Below are 15,667 nucleotides of genomic sequence, written 5' to 3'. Positions count from 1 at the left end.
GGCTACTCCTTGTCGTAGGCGATCGGTACGTCGACACCTGACGAAATGATCTGCTGTGGTCCGCTGGCATTCGGCTGGATATCGAAGTCGAAGATGTCGCAGGGGAGCCACAGCGTCGCACAGGAGTTGGGGATATCGACCACGCCGCTGATATGCCCCTGCACGGGGGCACAGCCCAGCAGGGAGTAGGCCTGAGCGCCGGAGTAGCCGAACTTTTTGAGGTACTCGATGGCGTTCAGACAGGCCTGGCGATAGGCGACATTGACGTCGAGATAGTGTTGCTTGCCGGCCTCGTCGACTGATATTCCCTCAAAGATGAGATAGTCGTTGTAGGTCGGCACGATCGGACTGGGTTTGAAGATCGGATTTTTGATGCCGTATTTCTGCATCCCGCCCTTGATCAGCTCGACTTTCATATGTACCCAGCCACCGGCCATTTCGATCGCACCGCAGAAAGTGATTTCGCCGTCACCCTGGCTGAAGTGCAGGTCACCCACTGACAGCCCGGCACCGTCGACATAAACCGGGAAGTAGACCTTCGAACCCCGCGACAGGTCCTTGATATCGCAGTTGCCGCCATGTTCGCGTGGCGGCACTGTACGCGCCCCTTCGGCGGCAGCCCGGTTGCGATCGTCACCGGTCAGTGCTCCCATGTGGGCGGTCTCGGCAACCGGTGGATTGGCCAGCGGCGGTACGCGGTCGGGATCAGTGGCGATCAGTTCCTTCTCGCGACTGTTCCAGGTGCCGAGCAGGTCGCGGCTGGGGAGACAGCCGATCAGTCCCGGATGGATCAGTCCGGCGAAATTGACTCCCGGTATGTGGCGCGAACTGGTGTAGAGGCCGTGAAAGTCCCAGATTGATTTCTGAGCATGAGGAAAGTGCTCGGTGAGAAAGCCGCCGCCATTCTGCCTTGAGAAGAAACCGTTGAAGCCCCATTCGGCACCCTTCAGCGCGCCTATATCGAGAATGTCCACTACCAGCAGGTCACCCGGTTCGGCACCTTTGACGCCGACGGGTCCTGAAAGATAATGAACCGTGCTCAGATCCACATCGCGAACGTCGGTAGCGTCGTCGTTGTTGGCGACAGCACCGGCGGTCCAGTCGTAGGTTTCGAGAATGAAGTCGGCACCGGGCTGTACCCAGCAGGCCATGGGGATATCGGGGTGCCAGCGGTTGTGCACCTTTTCGTTGGCGGTGGCGGGCGTGTCAAGGTCGACCCTTATGAGCGTATCAGTCATTTTTTTCTCCTTGTAGCGGTGTCTTGTAGACGAGCCGGAATATCGAGCATCAACTTCAGTCTTCAGCCCCGGGTGCTGTGCAGCAATACGTCGGATAACGCAGCTGGCAGCCTGTCGGACTTAACGCTGATCGGCTGCAAACCATCAGACGGTGAGATGTCGGCTGATACGAGCGGCATCGATTTCGTCACCGGCGGTTTCGAAAGCGATATGGCCCTTGTCGAGCACGATCATGCGGTCGGCAATATCGCTGGCGAAGCTCAAAACCTGCTCCGATACGACAATGCTGATCTTTCGTATCCTCTTGATCTCATTAAGTGTTCTCGCCAAGTCCTTGATGATTGAAGGCTGAATTCCCTCGGTGGGTTCGTCGAGCAGCAGCACTTTCGGGTCGGTGGCCAGTGCGCGGGCGATGGCAAGCTGCTGCTGCTGACCGCCGGAGAGATTGCCCGCCTTGCGTCGACGCATGTCATGGAGCACCGGAAAGAGATCATAGATGTCCGTTGGCACGCTGCGCCGACCGGTGGCCTCAAGCCCGGCGCTGATGTTCTCTTCGACGCTGAGCGTGCCGAATACCAACCGCCCCTGGGGGACATAGGCCAGCCCGCGTTTGACGCGTTCGAAAGGCTGACGCCTTATGATCTCCTCGGTGCCGAATTGAATGGTGCCGCTGGCAGGCAAAATGCCGATGAGAGCCTTGAACAGCGTGGTCTTGCCCATGCCGTTGCGCCCCATGATGGCCAGTGTTTCATTGTTGCCGACACCGAACGAAAGACCGTGAATGACCTCGCTCATGCCGTAGCTCACGCGAATGTCGCGGGTATGAAGCATAATGGTTTCCCCTGCAGCTGAGCGGCCCGCTAGTGGCCGAGATAGACTTCTATGACGCGCTCATCGGCGGCTACCTTTTCTACTGGCCCTTCAGCGATAATCCGACCCTGATGGAGTACGGTGACCTTGCGCCCGATCTCCTTGACGAAATCCATGTCGTGTTCGATAACGATTACCGCACGGTTCTCTCTGATGCGGTTGAGCAGGGCTGCGGTGGCTTCGCGTTCGGGCACGCTCATGCCGGCCACGGGTTCGTCGAGCATCAACAGTTGCGGGTCCTGAATCAGCAGCATGCCGATCTCCAGCCACTGTTTCTGGCCGTGGCTCAAAAGTCCGGCGCTTATCGTCAGTTGATCGCTGAGATAGATGGTTCGCGCAATCTCGTCGATGCGTGACCGAAGCTCTGGCGTGCGACGAAAGAACAGACTCGACAGCACCGAGCGCGCGCCAGGCGAGGAGAGTTCCAGGTTCTGGTAGACCGTCAGGTTTTCATAGACCGAGGGTGTCTGGAACTTGCGCCCCACGCCGGCTTGAACGATCCGGTGCTCCGCAAGACGTGTCAGCTCCCTGTTATTGAATGTGATCCTGCCGCCGGTGGCGCGGGTCTTGCCGCAGATCAGATCGAGCAGCGTGGTCTTGCCGGCCCCATTGGGGCCGATCACTACTCGCAGCTCGTGGCGCTCGACGTAGAAGTTGAGCCCGTCGATCGCCTTGAAGCCGTCGAAGGAGACTTCGAGGTCCTCGATCTCGAGCAACATGGCGTTGTTCATCGGCTCGGCTCCTCGGCGGCTGGATCGCCGGACGGTGGTGTGCGCCCGGCTTGTCGGCGCCATTTCGAGAGCGCCTGCGGGGCGTAATCGCTGACCAGTCCCGCCAGGCCGCGCGGAAAAAACATCACCACTGCAATGAACAGCGCGCCCAGCAGTACCGGCCACAGCTGCGGAAAGGTTTCCGAAAGCGTCGTCTTTGACCAGCTCACCATGAAGGCGCCCACTGCCGCACCGACTACCGAGAGGCGGCCGCCCACGGCGCAGAACACGACCATCTCGATAGAGGCCACGGCGCCGATAAAGGTCGGTGACATGAAGCCCACCTGAAGTGTAAAGAACGCGCCGCCAATAGCAGCAAAAACCGAGGCCACCACGAATACGAACACTTTCATATTGGCGACGTCATAGCCGGAGAAGCGCACCCGGTCTTCCTGATCGCGCATGGCGATCAGTAGTCGGCCAAACCGGCTCTCCAGCAGATAGCGACTCGCCAGAAGGCAGAGCAGCAGTGCGACGCAGCAGGCGTAGTAGAGAATGGTTCTGGCGCTGTCGGTACGAATATCCCAGCCAAGCAGTGTGCGCAGGTCGGTAATACCGTTAATGCCACCGGTATAGCCCTGCTGGCCGACAATCAGGATCGTCATGATCACGGCGATTGCCTGAGTGATGATGGCAAAGTAGACACCACCGACGCGGCGTTTAAACATGGCGTAGCCGATCAGCCAGGCGAATACGGCCGGTATCACCACGATCGCCATCAGCGTCAGCGTGAAGCTGTTGAAGGGCTCCCAGAACCATGGCAGCTCGGTGACCCGGTTCCAGTCCATGAAGTCGGGTATACCGGGCGTGGTCTGGCTGGCGGTCGCTTCCGGCGTGGAGGCCTCCAGCTTCAGAAACATGGCCATGCAATAGCCTCCCAGACCGAAGAAGATGCCCTGACCGAGGCTGAGGATCCCGCCATGGCCCCAGCACAGCACAAGGCCGACGGCCACGAAGGCGTAGGTTAGATATTTACCAAAGAGGTTGAGGCGATAGATGTCAGTTATCGCCGGCAGCAGCACCATCAGCAGCGCCGCTATTACTGCCAGCTGGATGAAGGTGATACGTCCGCCGAATGCCGTAATCATGGCTTTCATGTTATTTCTCCCGAAAGCGGGGCGCGTCTGTCAGCGACGCACCTTACTGGCGAACAGTCCCTGGGGGCGGAACATGAGAATCACGACCACCGTCAGCAGGGTGAATACCTTGGCCATCGAGCCTGACCAGAAAAACGACAGGATCGATTGCGACTGGGCAATGCCGAAGGCCGATACGATGGTGCCAAACAGGCTTGCTGCGCCGCCGAAGACCACTACGAGGAAGGTATCGACAATGTATTGGCCCCCTGATGTCGGGCCGGTAGAGGCGATGGTGGTGAATGCCGCTCCTGCCACACCTGCGGTACCGCATCCCAGAGCGAAGGTCAGCCGGTCGACCCGGTCGGTATTGATGCCGGCGGCGTTGGCCATGGTGCGATTCTGGGTGGTGGCGCGTACTTTTGTGCCCCAGCGTGAGCGGTACAGCAATACCAGTAACGCCACGCTAAGCAGGATAGTGATGGCAAGGATAAACAGGCCGTTGAGAGGGATATCGATCATGTCGGTGGCGCTATAGGAGCCCAGCAGCCAGTCCGGCATGGTGACGGTTTTTTCTCGCGGTCCGAAAATCGAGCGGAACAGCTGCTGAAGGATCAACCCCAGACCCCAGGTGGCGAGCAGGGTGTCCAGTGGTCGCTGATAGAGATGGCGAATCATGAAGCGTTCGACCAGGTAGCCGAGCATGAAAGCACCGAGGAAGGCGACAGCAATGGCTACCGGAAAGTAGGCGTCAAGCGCCCACTCCCCCAGGGTGGCGGCCTGTACCGATACCAGATAGGTGAGGTAGGCGCCCAGCGTCATGAACTCACCATGGGCCATGTTGATGACGCCCATCTGGCCGAAAATGATCGCGAGCCCCAGTGCCATGAGCAAAAAGACACAGAACAGGCTCAGGCCGGAGAAGCCCTGCATGGCGAAAATGGCGAAGAGTTCCTGAGTGGTAAAACCGCTCATGAGAGACCTCCTGTGCGATACCGGCGCAGTACCCATGCCACTGCGCCGTTACTGTTGGCGGGCGGGAAATGGAGATCAGTAGCCTTCCGGGAAGGGATTGGGCTCGATGATTTCCGACTCGAAGATCACCCTCGCCTGACCATCCGGCTGCCACTCCCCGATGCGAGTGCGCATCGACAGATGGTGGTTGGGCATGAGTCTGGTGTAGCCGTGCGGCAGACCTTCCTGCCACTCCAGTCCGGCCGAGGCGGCGGTCACCCTGCTGACGTCGAAGCTGCCGGCCTTTTCGACCGCACGCTTCCACAGCCAGGGGCCGAGGTAGGCGGATTCGGTCACGTCACCGATGACCGCATCCTCGCCGTATTCGGCCCTGAAGGCGGCAACGAAGTCGTTGTTGGCAGGGATATCGAGGCTCTGGAAGTACTTCATCGACGACCAGAAACCGGCTACGTTCTGCTTGCCGATACCCAGCACTTCGTCCTCGGTCACCGAGATGGTCAGCATCGGCATGCGCTCAGGGGTCATGCCGGCGGCATTGAGCTGCTTGAACCAGGCGACGTTGGAGCCACCGACCACGGCGGCGAATACCAGGTCAGGCTTGCGCAGCTTGATCTTGTTGATCAGTGAGCCGAACTGAGTGTTACCCAGCGGATAATAGTCCTCGCCGACGACTTCACCGCCCAGATCACGCTCGATGTGCGTTCGCGCGATCTTCATGGAGGTGCGCGGCCAGATATAGTCCGAGCCGACCAGATAGAAGGTCTCGGCGCCATGGGTCTCGGCGACCCAGTCGAGGGCGGCAAGAATCTGCTGGGTAGCTTCCTGGCCGGTGTAGATGACGTTTTCGGACTGTTCCAGACCCTCGTAGAAGGTGGGATAGTAGAGCAGGCCGTTATTTTGCTCGAAGACCGGCAGCACCGCCTTGCGTGAAGCCGAAGTCCAGGCGCCGAATACCGAGGCAACGTCATCTTCTTCCAGCAGCTTGCGCGCCTTTTCGGCGAAGGTGGGCCAGTCGCTGGCACCATCCTCGACGATATACTCGATTTGACGGCCCAGCACGCCGCCCTGCTCGTTGATCTGCTTGATGGCCAGTTGCTCGGCCTGTACGGAGCCGGTTTCACTGATTGCCATGGTACCGGTCAATGAATGCAGAATACCGACCCTGACCGTATCATCGGTTACGGCAAGCCCTGTGGTATTGACCTCTTCGGTAGAGGGTTTTTCTCCGGCCTGCACCGAGTCCAGCATGGCGCTACAGCCCAGGGCGGTGAGAGTGAGTGCCGCCAGCAGTTGCCGGCCGGAAGGGCAGAACTTCGTCTTTTGTTGTGTCATGAAGTACTCCGTGGGATAGCGAAAGCAAAAAGTGCCGAACGCCGTTGCTGCCGTGGCACGGCGGTCTGCTCATGGGAGGTTCTCTTCGCTATCTACACTGACGTGGCACTCACGGATCGCCCATACGCTGATCAACGCACTGACCTACGTCGTTTGACGTAGTTGAAAAGCGGCAGGGTGCCGGCAGGACGTGCAAGCATGTAGCCTTTCATCGCTTATTGCCGCCACTCGCTGAGCGGACATCCAGGAGGGGCTGACATGGATCCCCGGTCGTCACCGCAGCGCATCGTCAAGATCCGCCGAGCCTATAATCGCTGGGTCGGTGATGAAACTCTGGAAGACTATGCCCTGCGCTTCACCGCCCGTTCGTTTCGTAAATGGCGCGAGGCCTGTATTGCCAATACTGCCCTTGGAGGGATCTCTTTTCTGGCGCTGGAGGCGATCGGTGCCGTTTTGATGGTGCGTTACGGCTTTGCCACTGCCGCCACTGCCATCCTGACCGTCTGCTGCATGATCTTCGCGCTGAGCCTGCCGATTGCCTACTATGCCGCTCGCTATGGCGTCGATATCGATCTACTTACACGAGGCGCCGGATTCGGCTATCTGGGTTCGACGATTACATCGCTGATCTATGCCGGCTTCACCTTTCTTTTTTTCGCCCTGGAAGCGGCCATCATGGGGCAGGCGATCACTATGTATTCCGGCATGCCGTTGTCACTGGCCTATCTGTTGAGCTCGGTGGCGATCATTCCACTGGTGATTTATGGCGTTACGGCGATCAATCGCCTGCAAGCCTGGACTCAGCCGCTGTGGCTGATACTGCTGGTGCTGCCCTATCTCTGCATTGCCTGGCAGCGTCCGGAGACTTTCACCGATTTCAGCACTTTCACCGGGCGACAGCACGATGGCAGCTTTGCCTGGGCCGCCTTTGGTGCTGCCTGCGGCGTCGCACTGTCACTGGTGGCGCAGATAGGCGAGCAGGTCGACTATCTGCGCTTTTTGCCGGAAAAACATGCCCGAAATCGCCTGCGCTGGTGGCTGGCGGTGGTCATGGCCGGCCCGGGGTGGGTCGTCCTGGGTGGGCTCAAGATATTCGGTGGCGCTCTGCTTGCCTTTTTGGCACTGCAGCATGAGTTGCCCTGGGCGCAGGCGGTCGAGCCGACGCATCTGTATCAGGTCGCTTTCGGCTATGTTTTCGATTCACCCGGGCTTGTACTGGCGGCGACCGTGCTCTTTGTGGTTCTTTCGCAGATCAAGATCAACGTCACCAACGCCTATGCCGGTTCGTTGGCGTGGTCCAATTTTTTCTCGCGAGTGACGCGCAGTCATCCGGGGAGAGTGGTGTGGCTGATTTTTAACGTATTGATTGCGCTGATTCTGCTCGAGGTCGGTATATTTACCGCTATCGAGAGTGTATTGGGGTTCTATGCCAATCTGGCCGCTGCATGGATCGGTGCGCTGGCTGCTGATCTGGTGATCAATAAGCCGCTGGGGTTGTCACCTCGCGGCATCGAGTTCAAACGCGGCCATCTCTACGATATCAATCCAGTCGGCATCGGCGCACTGGTACTGGCGGGAGGAGCGGCCCTGGCCGCCTATGCCGGCCTGTTTGGCCCGGCAGCACGTGCCGCGGCGCCGGCGATCGCGCTGGGCGGTGCCTTTGTCAGCGCCATTGTTATCGCGCTATTGACGCGCGGTCGCTTTTATCTCGCTCGCAAACCGGTATCGCGGGAGATGCTCGCTTCGAATCGGGAGGGCCATGCCATATGCGTGCTTTGCCACAATAATTTCGAGCTTGACGACATGGCGATGTGTCCGGCCTACGCCGGCACCATCTGTTCTCTGTGCTGTAGCCTCGATATGCGCTGCAATGATATCTGCCGTCCGGAGGCACACTTCTCATCGCAGCGTCGCGCGCTACTTCTGCGTCTGTTGCCAAAATCGGTTTTTCCGGGCCTGTATACGCGCCTGAGTTTCTATGTGCTGGTGTTGGGCGCACTGAGTCTGGTGCTGGCCGGTGTGCTGGTAACAGTGTATGCCCAGGTTGCGCCGCTGCTGGTCGATGATGACACGGATGCACTTTTCGATATCTTCGTTCGCACCTTCCTGCTTCTGAGCGCACTAACGGCGATGCTGTCCTGGTGGGTCGTGCTGACACGTGAGGCGCGGGCGGTAGCCCAGGAAGAGACTTCGCGTCAGACCGAATTGCTCATGCACGAGATTCGCGCCCACGAGAAAACCGATGCTGAACTGCAGCGTGCCAAGAGCGAAGCCGAGGCTGCCAATCGGGCCAAGAGTCGCTACGTTTCGAGTCTGAGCCATGAGTTGCGTACACCGCTGAACAATGTGCTCGGCTATACCCAGCTACTGCGTCGCGATGAGCGTTTCGACGCTGTACAGCGTGACCGGCTCGACATCATCCAGCGCAGCGGAGAGCATCTGCTGGCGCTCGTCGATGGGCTGCTGGATATCGCCCGTATCGAAGCGGGGCGACTCAGCCTCGAGGTCGGCGAGATCGATATGCAGGGGCTGATGAATCAGCTTGATGCCATGTTCGCTCCGCAGGCCGAGGACAGGGGATTGGATTTCCGCATCGAGTGGCATAGCCGCATCCCGGAGCGAGTGCGCGGTGACGAACAGCGGCTGCGACAGGTTCTGATCAATCTGCTCAGCAACGCGATCCGCTTCACCAGCGAAGGGAGCGTGCGTCTGCGCATCGCTTATGCCTGGGAGGTGGCGACCTTTGATGTGATCGATACCGGGCCGGGCATCGATCCATCTCGTCTGGAAGAGATTTTCCTGCCTTTCGAAAGGCTTGATGTGCCGTCCAGCGCAGATACCGCCGGCACCGGACTGGGGCTGACCATCTGCCAACTGCTGGCGCAGCTTATGGGTGGCGAGTTGACGGTAAGTCCGGGGGCAGGAGGTATAGGTAGCCATTTCAAGCTGCGTGTCTTCCTCGCTCGCGTGATGCCAGTGCCGCTGCACGCCGGCACCACGCCGAATGTCATTGACATGCCGGCGCCACAGCGTCGAGCCCTGGTGGTAGATGACATGCCGGATCAGCGCGCTCTGCTCGGCGACGTTCTGAAGCCGCAGGGCTTCGAGGTGGCCAGCTGTGCCGATGGGCCGAGCGCGCTGCGCTTTCTGGCTGCCGAGCGTGTCGATCTCATCGTCATGGACGTTGGCATGCCGGCAATGGATGGCTTTGAGGTCAGCCGCCTGATTCGAGCACGTTGCCTTTCCGACGCACCGATCCTGGTGGTTTCCGCCAACGCCTATGGCGAAGATGTGGCGCGCAGCGAAGCTGTCGGCTGCGATGCCTACCTCTCCAAACCGATCAACCTGGAGCTGCTGGAGGAGAAACTGGCGACATTATTGCAGCACGCGCCGCAAGCCCACCCCCGGGCCCGCGTAGAGGCCAGCGCTGGACCCGCTGCCATGATGGCTTCGGACGCGCCGCCGCTGCCACGCTCCGAGCCGGCCGCATCGGCTAATGCCGCAGGCCTGCGGGCTCGGCTTCAGGCTGCCGCCGATGCCGGCGCTGTTGCCGGTATTGAAGCCGTGCTCGGCGAAATCGAGACGGCCTGTCCAACGAAGGGCGAGATCATAAAGGAGATGCGTACCGCCGCCCGCCGTTTCGACTTTGACCATCTTGTCAGGATCGCATGGAAACTTGACGCCCCGCCGATGCCTATCGCCAGGAGAGAAGACGATGACGCCTGAATCTGACGCAGTAGCCCATGAATCTGCGGCTCGGAAGATTCCCGGTGTGGTGCTGATTGTCGATGACCAGCCCGATGCGCTGGCACTGTTGGCCGAGACGCTGGGCGATGAGGGGTACACTGTAATCGCGGCGGCCAGCGGCCGCGCGGCGCTGGAACGTGCGCGCATCATTACGCCGGATATCGTGCTGCTCGATGCACTGATGCCGGGAATGGATGGTTTCGAAGTCTGCCTGCGAATGAGCAGTGATCCTTCGCTGTCCCGGGTTCCCATTATTTTCATGACCGGGCTCACCGAGAGTGAAGACATCGTACGCGGCTTTCGCGCCGGGGGGGCTGACTACGTCACTAAACCGATCAAGCCCGATGAGATACTGGTGCGTGTTGAGGTTCATCTTGAGCGCGTACGTGCTCAGCGCCAGGTCGATATGGTGGTCAATGCCGGTGGTCGCGCCGCCCTGATCGCCGATCGTGAAGGGCGTATCCGCTGGCACAGTTCGCGAGCGCCTGCTTATCTGCGACGCTACCTTGGTCTCGAGGAGAGTGTGCGGCTGCCTTCTTCTGTGATGCACTGGATACAGCAGGCCGAACCCGCGTCACGGCCTCATGATGTGGTGCTCGAGCAGTCAAGGCTATCGATCCGCATGGCTGGCCCGGCAGACGAAGAGGGCTGGATTCTGACGCTGGTCGAGTTCGATGATCACGCCTCGGTCACCGATCTGGCGGAGCGGTTTGGTCTGACACGGCGTCAGGCCGAGGTGCTGCTGTGGGTGTCGCGCGGCAAGACAAACCGCGATATCGCCGAAATTCTCGCCATGCAGCCGCGCACCGTGAACAAGCATCTCGAACATATCTTCCCCCTCCTCGGCGTCGAGACCCGTGCTGCCGCTGCAGCGACAGCGCTACGGGCGATCGGCGGTTAGGAGCTGTCTGGCCAGTATTGTGGTTGCCCTGGCGAGACTCAACGCGACTCGGCACGCCGCAGCGCCATGTTGTCGATGGTGTCATAGACCTGGCGCGGGTCGACAAACCCCTGCTGCTCGACTTTCTTGCCGCCATCCTTGCCGACCAGCACGGTCGTCAGCGGACCATCGGCACTTGTTCCCAGCGCCGCCAGCAGGGCGCGGGTTTCGGCATCGGTCAGGGGCTGGCCCTCCTTGCGCCCTGCGCCCGCCTCCACGGTGTAAAGCACCATGTCGCGGTCGCTGAAGGCGCCCCGGCTGGTTTCGACGATGCCGCGCATGCGCTGATAGTCGGGCCGTTCGTTGTCCGGCGTGACGATCACCAGCGGCCGCGAGCGGCCCTGATCGGCCAGTAGCGGATTGGCGGCCGGGTCGATATCCGCCGCGCCCGCATTGCCGATCCCCACCAGCGCGGCCGTCAACAGGACGGCGCTATACCATTTTGTCATCTCTTCCCCCGCGCTCGATCCGTGGTAGCAAAGGCGTCATGCCCTCATGTGTCGCAGTATAGCCGCTGGGCACAGGCCTTCATGGTCCTTCAGCGTGGACCATCGTCAGCGCCGCGGCAGTCGCCTACAATTTCGTGACCTGCTTTCCATTTTTTCCGCGGAGAATGCCATGCCTCGGCGCCTGATCGTCGCCATTACCGGTGCCACCGGCTTTGTCTACGGCGCCCGGGCGCTGGAGTTGCTGCGTCCGCTGGATATCGAGACGCATCTGATCCTGTCGAAATCCGCCGATCTGACGCGGCGCTACGAGACCGCCATCACTCGCGAGGCGTTGCATGAGCTTGCGGACGTGGTGCATCCGGCCGGCGATATCGGTGCCTCGCTCTCCTCCGGCTCCTTTCGCACCCTGGGCATGCTGGTGGCGCCCTGCTCGGTGAAGACCATGTCGGAGATCGCTGCCGGTACCACCACCGGATTGATCTCACGTGCCGCGGACGTGGTGCTCAAGGAGCGCCGCCGGCTGGTGCTGATGCTGCGCGAAACCCCGCTGCACCTGGGCCATCTGCGTACCATGACGGCGTTGACCGAAATGGGCGCGATTCTCTTCCCGCCGGTGCCGGCTTTCTATACCCGACCGGCGAGCATCGAGGCGATGGTCGACAACAGCGTGGCGCGGGTGCTCGATCTGTTCGATATCGAGATAGACGGGATGCCGCGCTGGGGCGAGAACCTGCACCCGCCCGGCCGCGAACAGGATCGGGAGCCCTGAGTGCAGAAAAAGGCCGACCTGCCGACCAAAATCTGCCCGGTATGTGGCCGGCCGTTCAGCTGGCGCAAGAAGTGGGCACGCCATTGGGAGAGCGTGATCTACTGCTCCGAACGCTGTCGGCGCAATCGCCATCGGGCCGTGCGTTAATTGATACGTTGCTGCGATCCGCTGCTACGCTCAAGGGAGACTTGCCTCGTACTACTGCTTTGGTAGTACCCGCCCCGCAAGCCCCCTTTCAGGAGCCGTTGATCATGAGTCAGAACGTGGCCGAGATTATCGTCGATACCCTTGCCGATGCCGGCGCACGCCGCTGCTACGGTGTAGTGGGCGATACCATCAATCACTTTACCGATGCCATTCGCCGCAGCGATCTTGAATGGGTGCACGTGCGTCATGAGGAAGTGGGCGGTTTCGCCGCCGGCGGCGAGGCCTACATCACCCGCGAACTGGCGCTCTGTGCGGGTACCTGCGGCCCCGGTAGCCTGCACTTCGTCAATGGTCTGTATGAGTCCCACCGCAGCAACGCGCCGGTGGTGTTCATCGCCTCTCAGGTCGCGACCGCCGAGTCCGGCGTCGGCTTTCCCCAGGATGTCGATCAAAAGCCCATCTACGAACAGTACAGCGTCTTCTGCGAAACCCTGACCAACCCCGATCAGGCGCGGCGCATGACGGCGCTGGCCGCTCAGGCGGCGCTGGCCGAGAACGGCGTGGCGGTGATCATCGTCCCCGGCGATCTGTTCACCCAAACGCCCTCGAAGGATCTGCCCTGGCGCGCGCGGCGCTTCAATCCCATCGTACGCCCCAGCGCCGAAGAGTTCGTGCCGGCAGTCGAGCAGCTCAACCGCGGCGGTAAAATCTCCATCTACGCCGGTTTTGGCTGCGAAAATGCCCGTGAGGAAGTACTGGCGCTGGCGGATAAGCTCAAGGCGCCGGTGGCCTGGACCTCGCGTGCCAAGGACTTCATCGAGCCGGATAACGCGTTCGAGGTCGGCATGACCGGCGTCTTCGGCCTCGCCGGGGGCTATCACGCGGTGGCCGAGTGCGACACCCTGATCCTGTTGGGCTGCAGCTTCGCCTGGAGCCAGTTCTACCCCGACAGCGCCACCATCATCCAGGTCGATATCGACCCGCAGCAGATCGGCAAGCGCCATCCGGTGGATATCGGCCTGGTGGGCAGCGTGCGCGATACCTGCGCGGCGCTGACGGCGGTGATCGACCCCCATGAAGACAGCCGCTGGCTCGAGCACTGCCGCAAGCTCTACCACGAGGCGCTTGCAAGTGCCGCCCACGAGTCGAAGGATGACAACCTGATTCATCCCCAGGAGCTGACCCTGGCGATCAACGACCTGGCGCCCGGCGATGCCATCTTCACCGCCGACGGTGGCAGCCCCATGGTGTGGATGTCGCGTCACATTCGTACCAACGGCCGGCGCCGCACCCTGACGAGCCTGGTGCACGGCACCATGGCCAACGCCTACCCCCAGGCGATCGGCATCAAGAAGGCGCTGCCCGACCGCCAGGTGATCGCCATGTGCGGCGACGGCGGCCTCTCCATGCTGATGGGCGACCTGTTGACCCTCAAACAGGAAAACCTCGCGCTCAAGATCGTGGTCTACAACAACAACTCGCTGGGCTTTGTCGAGCTGGAGCAGAAGGTCGAGGGACTGCTGGACGCCTACACCGATCTGGATGAGACCAACTTCGCGAAGCTCGGTGAGGCGATCGGCATTCGCGGCTGGCGGGTCGAGCAGGATCATGAACTGCCCGGTGCGATCACCGAGTGGCTGGCCCACGACGGCCCGGCGATTCTGGATGTGAAGGTCAATCGGATGGAACTGGTGATGCCGCCGAAAATCGAAGCCGGCCAGGTCTTGTCCACCGCGCTCTACTCCGGCAAGGCGGTGCTCAACGGCCGCATGAGCGAGGTCGTCGATCTGGTGAAAACCAACTTCCTCAAATAGGCAGGCCGCGTCACTTCCCTGACATGCGCCTGCGCCATGATGCCGGCAGTGGTCGCCGACCCTGCCGGCCACATTGCCCCGCAGCGCCACTGTCATGGAGGTGAGAGATGATCGATCTGACGGCACAGGAAATCGCACGTCTCAAAAGCCGCGACATCCATCCGCTCAGGCTCGAGGGCGGTGACTGCCTGATCGAGATGCACGGTCGTCGCATTCTCTGCAGCCATCACGACCTGCACCGACTGGCCGCGCCCTCGCTGCGTGAACGTCTGCGCGGGCAGGTCAATCGCCTTTCCCGCGCGACGTAAGCGACCGACGGGCGCTCTTTTACAGGTCCCGGGTGGCGTTCATGCCGCCCGGGCCGGGGCCTTCACGCGAACGTCACGGTGGTTAGCCGAGATGCCGCTCTCGTAAAGAACTGCTTGGCCGCAAATTCTGAATGCAACACCTGATCAAACCGGTAAGGTGTTGATCCTATGTCATAACGAGGTGTCCACCTCTGCTGGGCAAGATCAGGCAATGGTGAAGCTGTGCCAATAGACACCTCCATTGGGCCGCTTCTTTGCTCAGAGCCCCCACAGTGGCCACCCCAATCGCTGCAGTAGCTCCACGATGGCATTCAGGAGCCCAGGGAGGAGGTAAACGATCTCGATTCGGTCCCGCATAAGAAGGCCTCACATTGGCTAGTGGGCCTCCTGGGGTGATGTCACGACATACTGGGGGCGACAAGTGCGCGTTGTGGAGTGCGCTTCTACAACAGCTACCACAGCGCGCTCTGGGTGGGCTTGCTCAACAAGCGATTGCCTGGATGCCTTTCTTCTGGATGACAGCCAAGAGCCTCAATGCTGGCCCTCCAGGGCGCTTTACGCCGCGCTCCCAGTCTGAAACCAGGTTCTTGCTGACGTTGAGGTAACGGGCGAACACGGGCTGAGAAAGGTGCTCGCGCTCACGAAGCGCCCGGATGGCTTCGGGCGGGATAGACTCTACGGGGCTCAGGCAGGCTTCATCGAAGCCACGCATGGTCTGCTTGTTGACGGCACCGACTTCATGCAGTGCTTCCATGGTTTCATGGATCGCCGCCATTGCATCGCTACGGTATTTTTTAGCCATCGTCTTCCACCTCCGAAAACTGCCCTCTCCGAATCATCTCAACCAGGTGTTCCTCTGATAGGTCGAGAATGTGCTGGGCGGCCTGCTTGAATGCAGCCTTCTCGTCATCGCTGATGTTACTCTGCTGACTCTTGGCGAATCCGTATACGAAAAAGGCGCGGTGTGCCTGACGGTAGAGGATGATCGTGCGATAGCCACCCGATTTACCTTGCCCGGGGCGAGCCACTCGCTGCTTGATAACGCCTCCGCTCAAGTCAGCATCAACCAGGCCCTGCTCGGCTCGCTGGATAGCATCGCGTAGCGCGGCGTCATCGAGCTTCTGTTTCCTGGCGAAGCGCTCAAACCAGGCGTTCTTGAAGATCCTCACCGGTCGCGTCCTTGTCATTCAAAGTATACCACATAGTGTGACACCTTGCGACCCTCAGCTGCA

At 60.7% G+C, this 15,667-nt stretch carries 15 protein-coding genes; 6 read left to right on the top strand and 9 right to left on the bottom strand.

Annotated features, from left to right (window positions below):
- Positions 1–2: 2 nt before the first annotated feature.
- The 6 genes from fmdA to urtA form a co-directional block, all read right to left on the bottom strand.
- The gene (gene fmdA, locus H146_RS0100390; RefSeq protein ID WP_019949855.1) at positions 3–1,238 is read right to left on the bottom strand and encodes a formamidase; all 1,236 of its coding nucleotides are present in this window, start codon (positions 1,236–1,238) and stop codon (positions 3–5) included.
- A gap of 144 nt (positions 1,239–1,382) precedes the next feature.
- Positions 1,383–2,069, bottom strand: a complete 687-nt coding sequence (urtE, locus tag H146_RS0100385) for an urea ABC transporter ATP-binding subunit UrtE (RefSeq protein ID WP_019949854.1) — start codon at positions 2,067–2,069, stop codon at positions 1,383–1,385.
- A 29-nt stretch (positions 2,070–2,098) separates the two neighbouring features.
- A complete protein-coding gene (urtD, locus tag H146_RS0100380; RefSeq protein WP_019949853.1) occupies positions 2,099–2,839 on the bottom strand; it encodes an urea ABC transporter ATP-binding protein UrtD in 741 nt (246 codons plus the stop codon).
- Positions 2,836–3,975: an urea ABC transporter permease subunit UrtC gene (urtC, locus tag H146_RS18025; RefSeq protein ID WP_019949852.1), complete on the bottom strand. Its 1,140-nt coding sequence runs from the start codon at positions 3,973–3,975 to the stop codon at positions 2,836–2,838. Before urtC ends, urtD begins: the two co-directional genes overlap by 4 nt.
- A 30-nt stretch (positions 3,976–4,005) precedes the next feature.
- The gene (urtB, locus tag H146_RS0100370) at positions 4,006–4,929 is read right to left on the bottom strand and encodes an urea ABC transporter permease subunit UrtB (RefSeq protein ID WP_019949851.1); all 924 of its coding nucleotides are present in this window, start codon (positions 4,927–4,929) and stop codon (positions 4,006–4,008) included.
- Between the two features lie 75 nt (positions 4,930–5,004).
- Positions 5,005–6,261, bottom strand: a complete 1,257-nt coding sequence (urtA, locus tag H146_RS0100365; protein ID WP_019949850.1) for an urea ABC transporter substrate-binding protein — start codon at positions 6,259–6,261, stop codon at positions 5,005–5,007.
- Between the two features lie 258 nt (positions 6,262–6,519).
- On the opposite strand from urtA, the gene H146_RS0100360 reads away from it, so the two are divergent.
- Both H146_RS0100360 and H146_RS0100355 read left to right on the top strand, forming a co-directional pair.
- Positions 6,520–9,987, top strand: coding sequence for a response regulator (locus H146_RS0100360; RefSeq protein ID WP_019949849.1), 3,468 nt, complete (start codon positions 6,520–6,522; stop codon positions 9,985–9,987).
- Positions 9,977–10,909, top strand: a complete 933-nt coding sequence (locus H146_RS0100355) for a response regulator transcription factor (RefSeq protein ID WP_019949848.1) — start codon at positions 9,977–9,979, stop codon at positions 10,907–10,909. Before H146_RS0100360 ends, H146_RS0100355 begins: the two co-directional genes overlap by 11 nt.
- Before the next feature lie 38 nt (positions 10,910–10,947).
- Here H146_RS0100355 and H146_RS0100350 read toward each other — a convergent pair whose 3' ends face one another.
- Positions 10,948–11,397 (bottom strand): DUF4174 domain-containing protein, encoded by a 450-nt coding sequence (locus H146_RS0100350; protein ID WP_026351648.1) that lies wholly within the window; start codon positions 11,395–11,397, stop codon positions 10,948–10,950.
- A 169-nt stretch (positions 11,398–11,566) separates the two neighbouring features.
- Here H146_RS0100350 and H146_RS0100345 point away from each other — a divergent pair, with 169 nt between their 5' ends.
- The 4 genes from H146_RS0100345 to H146_RS0100330 all read left to right on the top strand — a co-directional run bounded on the left by H146_RS0100345 (position 11,567) and on the right by H146_RS0100330 (position 14,435).
- Positions 11,567–12,166 carry a UbiX family flavin prenyltransferase gene (locus tag H146_RS0100345; RefSeq protein ID WP_019949846.1) on the top strand — a complete coding sequence of 200 codons (600 nt, stop codon included), beginning with the start codon at positions 11,567–11,569 and terminating at the stop codon, positions 12,164–12,166.
- On the top strand, positions 12,167–12,313 hold the full coding sequence (locus H146_RS20460; RefSeq protein ID WP_019949845.1) for a DUF2256 domain-containing protein: 147 nt from the start codon (positions 12,167–12,169) through the stop codon (positions 12,311–12,313).
- A gap of 104 nt (positions 12,314–12,417) precedes the next feature.
- Complete coding sequence (locus tag H146_RS0100335) at positions 12,418–14,127, top strand: ubiquinone-dependent pyruvate dehydrogenase (RefSeq protein WP_019949844.1); 1,710 nt, start codon at positions 12,418–12,420, stop codon at positions 14,125–14,127.
- Between the two features lie 107 nt (positions 14,128–14,234).
- Positions 14,235–14,435, top strand: a complete 201-nt coding sequence (locus tag H146_RS0100330) for a hypothetical protein (protein WP_019949843.1) — start codon at positions 14,235–14,237, stop codon at positions 14,433–14,435.
- A 481-nt stretch (positions 14,436–14,916) separates the two neighbouring features.
- Here the strand turns inward: H146_RS0100330 and H146_RS0100320 are convergent, their stop codons facing one another.
- Entirely contained in the window at positions 14,917–15,237 is a 321-nt protein-coding gene (locus H146_RS0100320; RefSeq protein WP_019949841.1) for a helix-turn-helix domain-containing protein, read from the bottom strand.
- Positions 15,230–15,604, bottom strand: a complete 375-nt coding sequence (locus tag H146_RS0100315; RefSeq protein WP_019949840.1) for a type II toxin-antitoxin system RelE/ParE family toxin — start codon at positions 15,602–15,604, stop codon at positions 15,230–15,232. Before H146_RS0100315 ends, H146_RS0100320 begins: the two co-directional genes overlap by 8 nt.
- Between the last annotated feature and the right edge of the window lie 63 nt (positions 15,605–15,667).

Source organism: Kushneria aurantia DSM 21353 (genome assembly GCF_000382245.1).
Classification (GTDB): Bacteria; Pseudomonadota; Gammaproteobacteria; order Pseudomonadales; family Halomonadaceae; genus Kushneria; species Kushneria aurantia.
Note: the sequence above shows the minus strand (reverse complement) of the source record. Positions and strands in the feature narration are given on the sequence as shown.